The 7,424-nt window shown below is 59.6% G+C and carries 6 protein-coding genes and 1 pseudogene; 4 read left to right on the plus strand and 3 right to left on the minus strand.

Translation table 11 applies throughout. The features are described from left to right. The first annotated feature begins 1,004 nt into the window (after positions 1-1,004). Positions 1,005-1,262, plus strand: a complete 258-nt coding sequence (locus K2F54_RS18595) for an SHOCT domain-containing protein (protein ID WP_220607349.1) — start codon at positions 1,005-1,007, stop codon at positions 1,260-1,262. A 95-nt stretch (positions 1,263-1,357) separates the two neighbouring features. After that, positions 1,358-2,512: a YVTN family beta-propeller repeat protein gene (locus K2F54_RS18600; protein WP_308287741.1), complete on the plus strand. Its 1,155-nt coding sequence runs from the start codon at positions 1,358-1,360 to the stop codon at positions 2,510-2,512. A 231-nt stretch (positions 2,513-2,743) separates the two neighbouring features. Here the strand turns inward: K2F54_RS18600 and K2F54_RS18605 are convergent. Beyond that, a pseudogene (locus K2F54_RS18605) lies at positions 2,744-3,561 on the minus strand (cation diffusion facilitator family transporter); the annotation flags it as partial. Positions 3,562-3,804: 243 nt separating this feature from the next. Then, complete coding sequence (locus tag K2F54_RS18610; protein WP_220607350.1) at positions 3,805-4,215, minus strand: arsenate-mycothiol transferase ArsC; 411 nt, start codon at positions 4,213-4,215, stop codon at positions 3,805-3,807. A gap of 509 nt (positions 4,216-4,724) precedes the next feature. Here K2F54_RS18610 and K2F54_RS18615 point away from each other — a divergent pair. After that, positions 4,725-5,003: a hypothetical protein gene (locus tag K2F54_RS18615; RefSeq protein ID WP_220607351.1), complete on the plus strand. Its 279-nt coding sequence runs from the start codon at positions 4,725-4,727 to the stop codon at positions 5,001-5,003. Between the two features lie 106 nt (positions 5,004-5,109). Then, positions 5,110-5,742, plus strand: a complete 633-nt coding sequence (locus K2F54_RS18620; protein WP_220607352.1) for a hypothetical protein — start codon at positions 5,110-5,112, stop codon at positions 5,740-5,742. 297 nt (positions 5,743-6,039) lie between these two features. On the opposite strand, the gene K2F54_RS18625 is transcribed toward K2F54_RS18620, so the two are convergent. Beyond that, positions 6,040-6,600: a recombinase family protein gene (locus K2F54_RS18625; protein WP_220607353.1), complete on the minus strand. Its 561-nt coding sequence runs from the start codon at positions 6,598-6,600 to the stop codon at positions 6,040-6,042. Positions 6,601-7,424 lie beyond the last annotated feature (824 nt).

Genomic DNA, 7,424 nt, shown 5'->3' on the forward strand with positions numbered 1-7,424 from the left:
AAAGACTCGGCGAGCTCATCCTCGCCGCTGCATAAAATGAAACTCCACTCACTGTCCTGAACAAACGGGTCACTGCACATCTGCCGAAACTTCTGTATCTGTCTCTGCTTGTGGGCTCCCGAAGACAACTATTCCGATCGTGGCCAATACGGCGGTAACGAGGACGGCTCCTGACCCGATGACCAAGATCTTCCGCCGCCGCTCGTCTTTCTTAATCTGCCGGCGAGCCGCTTTCACGATCGCCTGACGGCCAGCATTTCTCGCGCTGTTCAATTGCATGCTTGATTGGTTCATTTCAGTTGGGTTTTGATGGGTCAAGTGCTGGGCGGTGGATGCCCCTGCCGACTAATCGAGTCTCAGCACACAGGCGGCACGGCATGCCAGGTGGCGTTCTGGAACGGTGCAGGTGGGTGTAGACCTCAACGGTGATGCGCTTCGTGATCCACTTGCGATGATCCCGAAGAGGGTTGCGGAGTGGGCCCGCTTATCAGTGGGCCAACAACATAGGACGAAACGAAAAACATCACGACGAACAGTGCCAGGGCAATGCCAGGAGCCCACCAGTTCGCGAACTTGCGGCGTAGCGAAATGAGCATTGGCACCGTCGCTACGAAGCCGAGAACACCGAAGAGGACAGTTCCGCCGCTACCGGCCACGAGGGCCGAACCGACGAGAGGGCCGATGTGATGAAGGACGTGCGGGGCCAGGCCGGCGATCCCTCCCAAACTCCCGGTGATTACTGTCCGTACAGTGCGGGGTCGGCGTGCGGCAGGCGCGGTGGCGGGCCGTGGGTCGACGACTGAGACATCGTCAAGGCTGACTGGTGGAGTGCTCATCGTTCCAATTTCCTCCGCCCGCTCCTCGAAAACGATCAAGCCCCGGTAAAGGAACGATCAAGTATCGAAATAACCACATGGAAACTTCACAGTTCCTTCGACAGTTCAATATCCGAGCGCAGAAGACTCGACGTATGAGCGCCTCTGGCGCAGACGAAAGGAAACACCATGATGGGAAATTATGCGGGCGGAATGGGCGGGGCTAGTTGGATCCTGATGGGTCTGCTTTGGGTGACATTGATCGTCGCCATTGTCTGGATGATCGTTGGAATGGTCACTCAGCCCAGGCACGCAACTACGTCGGCAGCGGCCCAAGAATTTAGGACCGACTCTCCAGCAGACATCCTGAAGCGCCGGCTGGCCCGAGGTGAGATCGACACCACTACCTACGAAGAACTGAGTTCCGTGGTGGGCAAGGTGCGCTAAGCGCGCTCAGGGGTACGGCGCCGCAATGGGGGGGCACGAGAAATTATTCCTCTTCGGCTCCGCTGCGGCCATTGCCGGCGGAAATTTTGCCGCGCGTGCAGGATCCCACGCCTGAAACAGGCGACAGGAAATACCAAATGAAAGTACTCATGAAGAAACGCACTCTCTTAGCTGCTGTAGTCACAGCCGGCGTCGTCGCCGTTGTCGCCACGACGGTAGTCGTTGCAAGCACCTCCGGAAATTCTGACGCGCTAGCGGCCACTCACAACAACATGGTCGCCGGCACCATTTGGGTCGCCAACGAAGACGGCGCCAGCCTCACTGCAATCGACGCTGCGACCAACACTGTGGCTACGACCCTCACCGGCATCGACAGCCCTCACAACGTGCAAGCCACGCAAGATGGTCGCTCCATCTGGGCGGTGAGCGGGACAACAGCGATGGCTGTAGAAATCGATTCAAAATCCAATGAGGTACATGGTGCAGTGTCTACAGGTTCTATGCCGGCCCACGTCATCGTGACCCCCGACGAGACCCGCGCATACACAACCAACAACGCCGACGACACCGTGTCAGCCTTCGACATCGCCACGATGACGACGATCGCCACGATCCCGGTAGGCGCCGGGCCTCACGGGCTGAGGTCAAGCCCAGACGGCACCAGCATTTACGTGGCGAATAACAAGGGGACCACGCTCAGTGTCATCGACACCGCTACTAACACCCAGATCGACGAGATAGAGGTGGGCAAATTGCCCGCGCAGGTCGCATTCTCGCCCGATGGAAAATTCGTTTACGCATCACTGAATGGCGACAACGCTGTAGCCAAAATCGACACCAGCACACGCGAACGCGTTGCCACACTTCCGGTAGGCGTGGGTCCAATCCAAACGTTTGTCAGCCCCGATGGTCAATACCTTCTGGTCGCCAACCAAGGCACAGAAGAGTATCCCGGCAGGACTGTGTCCGTCATCGACACTGACACTTTTGATTTCGTCCGCACGGTCGAGACCGGCGCCGGCGCGCATGGTGTCACCATCGACCCGACGAGTCGACACGCCTACATCACTAACACCTTCGACGACACGGTCTCGGTGCTCGACCTGAAAACGTTGAAAGTCGTTGCCAGTATCCCGGTCGGATCTATGCCGAACGGGATCACCTTTTCAACCCAGGCCGCAGGAATCGCGCCGACCGTCAAACTGGATCTGGACATGGACGACACCGATGGCGGCGGCATGGGTCATTGACGGATACGGTCTCGTTCGCATGTAGTGATACCGGAGTGCGCGAGTGTGAGCGATTCTCGATCTCCACGGGTACCGGCCGATCTCGCCGTGGCTGTCGATGGTTGAGCCTGGCAATGTGCTCTACGACCGCGCTTCCGAGGTGTCGAGCAATAAACCCGCGGCTGCCTTCCGCTAGGGGCGCCGTGGGACTGTTGAGCAACCAGAAAGTCATCGAGGTTGCGGAGCGTCTTGTCAGATTCGGGCAGTGGTGGTTAGTGCTATGGCGTCGAGGTTGGGTAGTGCGTGAGACAGCTCGTGCTTGATGCCGTGCGCGATGGCGTCAGCCTCGGACACGGTTGTATCCGCGACGGTGACGATTGCGGCGCCTTGGAGTCGGTGTCCCACCCAGCGAAGTTGCAGTCCGGTGACGGCGAGCACCCCAGGGGTGTGCTCGATCGAGTGCTGTGCCCGTTCGAGGAGCTCGGGTTCAATTCCGTCCATGAGGCGTCTTCCGATGCTGCGGACGGTGCCCCAGAGGAGCACGACGATCACGGCCGAGATGAGCAGGCCGACGATTGGTCAGCAAGCGGGAAGCCGAGCATTACCCCGAAGCCTCCAGCTACAACAGCAAGGGAGGTGAAGCCGTCGATTCGAGCGTGCACGCCGTCAGCGACGAGTGCGGCGGAGCCGATTTTTTGTCCGACCCGGATTCGGTAGATGGCAACGATTTCGTTGCCGAAGAATCCGATGAAGCCAGCGGCGATAACCCACCAGAGGTTGTTCAACGGCTGCGGGTGGAAGAACCGCTCGATTGACTGGTACGCGGCGACCACAGCGGATAGGGCAACCACGGCGATGATGAACAGGCCGGCAAGATCCTCGGCCCGCCCGAACCCGTAGGTGTAGCGCTTCGTGGCAACGCGGCGACCGAGGACGAACGCAACCCACAGCGGCACGGCCGTTAGTGCGTCGGAGAAGTTGTGGATCGTGTCAGCGAGCAGTGCCACCGATCCGCTGATGATGACGACGCCCAGCTGAAGGATCGTTGTGGCGAGCAGAACGAACAAGCTGCCTGGATTGTGAACAACTCGATCGCAGCTGCGGCACCAACGTCTGCCCTGCTCCAGCGCCGAGCCGCTAACGAACTCCCTGAGATTGACGCGGTGCGCACCCACTACGCCACACGCGTTGCCCTCGTGCCCTTGCTCGCGGTGGAACCAATCGGAATCCCGGCGTTGGAAGCCCTGCTGGCTTCGCCGGCATCCGACGGGAAGGATTGAGCGGAGCCACGCTCCTGACGCTGCGCTCCGGTATTAGAGGCGGGTGCGGAGCTCCTCAACGCGGGCACGGATGTCGTCACGAACGAGACGCATGCGCTCCATGCCTTCGATACCGCGCTCGGACGGTTCGTCCGTGATCCACGTTTCGAATTTCGTTCCCGCGACTTCGTCGACCTGCGCTTCTGACCCCAGCACGACGACGATGTCTGCGTCGGCCACCATCGCCGCCGTGATTGCCTTCGGGCGCTCATCACCGACGCTGATACCCAACTCGGTCAGCGACTCCACCGACTGTGCATTCAAGGCCGCCCCTGGCTTGGTTCCCGCCGAGTGAACCATGACGCTGTCCCCGGCTGCCGAACGCAGAAGGGCCGCCGCCATCTGTGATTTCCCGCCGTTCTTCTGACAGACAAACAGAACGCTAGGGGTAGGGGTCTCGGTCATGACGCAATCGTACCTAGCGTGATCGTCAGCCCTGGCAGCTCGAGGTCGCGTCCCGCTCATGATTTGTTTCGCTGGTTCGTGACGGGACCTGAGTCACCAACGTGCTGTCTCAGAAAAGTACAGCTTTCCAAGACACTAGGTACGCCTAGACCTCGCCACTCACTACCCCGTAATCTCGCGGCCCCCGCGTCGTGGAAAGTCGTCTCACCGAAGTTCTTGTCCCACGATCCCAGAATGTATGACTTTCGGACCACCGGCCCCTTCGCTGGTCAGCGCTTGGTTGTGCCCGCCTCGTCCGGGGACGGCACCCGGAGCAACACTTGGATCGGGGAAGGGAAGGACCGTTGCTTGGTCATCTCCGAGGTAGCGGAGCTTTTGGGCCTGGACCTAGTTGTCCGGCACCTATCAATTCGGTGACCGGTAGGGCCCCTATTGAACACACACACAGGATGACCTCACTCTTGCTGATTTCATCGCGACAGCGGCCGCCCAGAGATATTCTGGGGACCATGGGCGAGCACAGCTGGAAATTTGATTTTCACGACGGCCATTCCGAGATCGGCTCTAGAGCCCCGGCGGCAGCCGTTGATGACAGTCTGCTGTTGGCAGCGGTCCGCAAACTCTCCGAGAGCCAGACCGGATTCATCGATGTCGAGCAACAGATTCGAGACTTGTCAGGCAATGACGTATCTGTCGATGAAATCGCAGCTCGTGGCGGGCTAACCGTTGAGATGGTCAGACAGGTGCTGGCAGGAGCTGACCTAGAAACGCTCATGCGCGAGCGCTGATGCGCTTTGCACAAAGCGTTGACACGGGTCTCACGGAATGGGCATTCTAGGGACACGAGCGGGGGCATTGTGCTCAATCCCGGCCGTTCGAAATGTGGGGGTAACGATGAAATTTCGAAACCAAACTTTGCGCTGGGCTGCAATTAGCCTCGCTACGAGTGCTCTGTTGCTGGGAGGTGCCCAAGCTGCATCGGCGGCGACAGTGCCATCCCCGGACAACCCGCCAGTCTCGGACCAGTTTCTGGAGGAAAACAACGTCGAAGGCTCGGTGGTAGATGTTCAGACCGATGCCAAGGGTGCCAAGTTCTATCTCTACGACACCGGCGACTGGGTCCTAGAGCTGCCACAAGCGGCAAACGATGGCGGCATGCAGACTCAGTCCTACAACGCCGGCATATGTGCCGGCACCTTCGTTGGGATATCCAGGCTAAGCAACCAGCTCTATTGGGGCGGTCAAAGTTCTTGCGCGACCACCAACCCAACGGCGGCTTACCCCCACTCGCTCAAGATCGAGCTGAGGAAAGGCTGCGTCTCTGGCATCTGTTTCCAGAACACTGTCAGGACTGGTGTGAGTTCGGACAGCGCTTACAACAGGGTCCAAACCGTCACGCGCTTCGACAACTGCACCTCCGCTGCCCAGTACCGGTACGACATGGTTGCGCGCCCTACCGTTCAGGGGGTTCAGTATGGCCCCTTCGTTGATGGCGACAACTATGTCGTTGGGTGCAACATCTCCTAGATAGATTCCCGTAACGCAGCCCTCGGACTCATAGAGTCCGGGGGCTGCGTTCATTCATTCTGAAACACGCCGATGGCGGTAACCCCGGGGTAACCCTCAAGGGCTTTCACAAAAGTGGAAGCTGTGACCCGACCGACAAGAACCTTGTTCGGTAGACGATCGGCCGGCGGACACTCCCCCGCCCGATCGACACTGCCGTTTCTCGAGGTCACCTGCACGGCCTACCGCGTCTATCCGCGGCGGGTGCAGGCGACCTCGAGCGGTCAGCTGTTCAAGGTCGTGCGCACGATGCGACGTTCAGGCCTCGGCGCGGAGGTATGCATAAACGGTCTCTCGACTGATGCCATAGTGCCGGGCGAGGGCAGCCTTCGGGACGCCGGCCGCGGCCTTCTCGCGCAGCTCGGTGGCGCTCTTGGCGTCCAGCGATGGTGTGCGGCCTCGGTATGCGCCGCGCTGCTTTGCCAGGTTGATGCCTTCGCGCTGACGTTCACGGATCAGAGATCTCTCAAACTCCGCGAACGCGCCCATCACGTTCAGCAGAAGCGTTGCCATCGCGTTGTCTTCGCCGGTGAAAGTGAGTTGCTCCTTGACGAACTCGACGCGCACCTTCTTTTCCGTGAGCCGGCGCACGATCGCGCGGAGATCATCGAGGTTGCGGGCCAGGCGGTCCATCGAGTGGACGAGAACGGTGTCACCGTCTCGGGCAAAATCGATCATCCGTTCCAGCTCGGGCCTGTTCACGTCTTTACCTGACGCCTTGTCTGCAAAGACCTGGTCGACATCGACGCCATCGAGCTGGCGGGCCGTGTTCTGATCGAGGGTGCTGACGCGCACATAGCCGATTCGCTGACCTGCCATATGTCCACCGCCTGATCTGTCAGGTTGAACTCTAAGAGTCGGGCAGGAGCGGTGTCAACAAATGCGGATTCAACTTCAAATGGACGGGTTTCGCGGCACGATCTGACGTCAAGCTGGCGTGTACCCCAGCTAGGCGCCCTACTCCCCCGCGACATTTCCGTGAGCTCGGCGCCAGATTTGACCCAGCGACCGGCTGAAGGTTCTGGCCTTAATTTAGTCGTTACCGAATGTCTCCGAAAACCCTCGGATTCCCTTGTGTTTACAGGGAACCAAGCGATTCGCTGCCTCCGATTGTAGCCCATCGTTTTGGGTCAAATAGAGATGAATTAGATGGGTAAATGATGGATTTTGGAGGCCGCTTTGAGCGGTCCCACGACCCCTTTCAACCTCTCCCCCATGTGCCGCCGAGCGTGACCGAACATGGCCGGTGATGACGATCGACCGTGCGCTTGGTCCGCGGTCTGGTTCGCATCACGACAGCGCTATACGCTGAGCGCTATTTAGTACGTCGATCTGAAACGAGTCCGTCAACCACGTGAGAACGGTCCGTCCAACGCGGGCGCGAATCAAAGGAGGGCAACGAGATGAGACCGCTCCGATACTCGATCAACGTCACGCTCGACGGCTGCTGCCATCACGAGGCAGGACTCCCCCCAGACGAGGAGTCGATGCGCTACTGGACCGCTCAGCTGGAGCGAGCCGATGCCCTGCTCTTCGGCCGAGTGACCTACGAAATGATGGCATCGGGGTTACGTCCCTGTGAGTGGTGTGGTTTCCCGCTCTTGAGCGTTGCTTCGTCAACGTAAAGAGCCACCGTGGGATGG

The organism is Cryobacterium inferilacus (assembly GCF_019599185.1).
Classification (GTDB): Bacteria; Actinomycetota; Actinomycetes; order Actinomycetales; family Microbacteriaceae; genus Cryobacterium; species Cryobacterium inferilacus.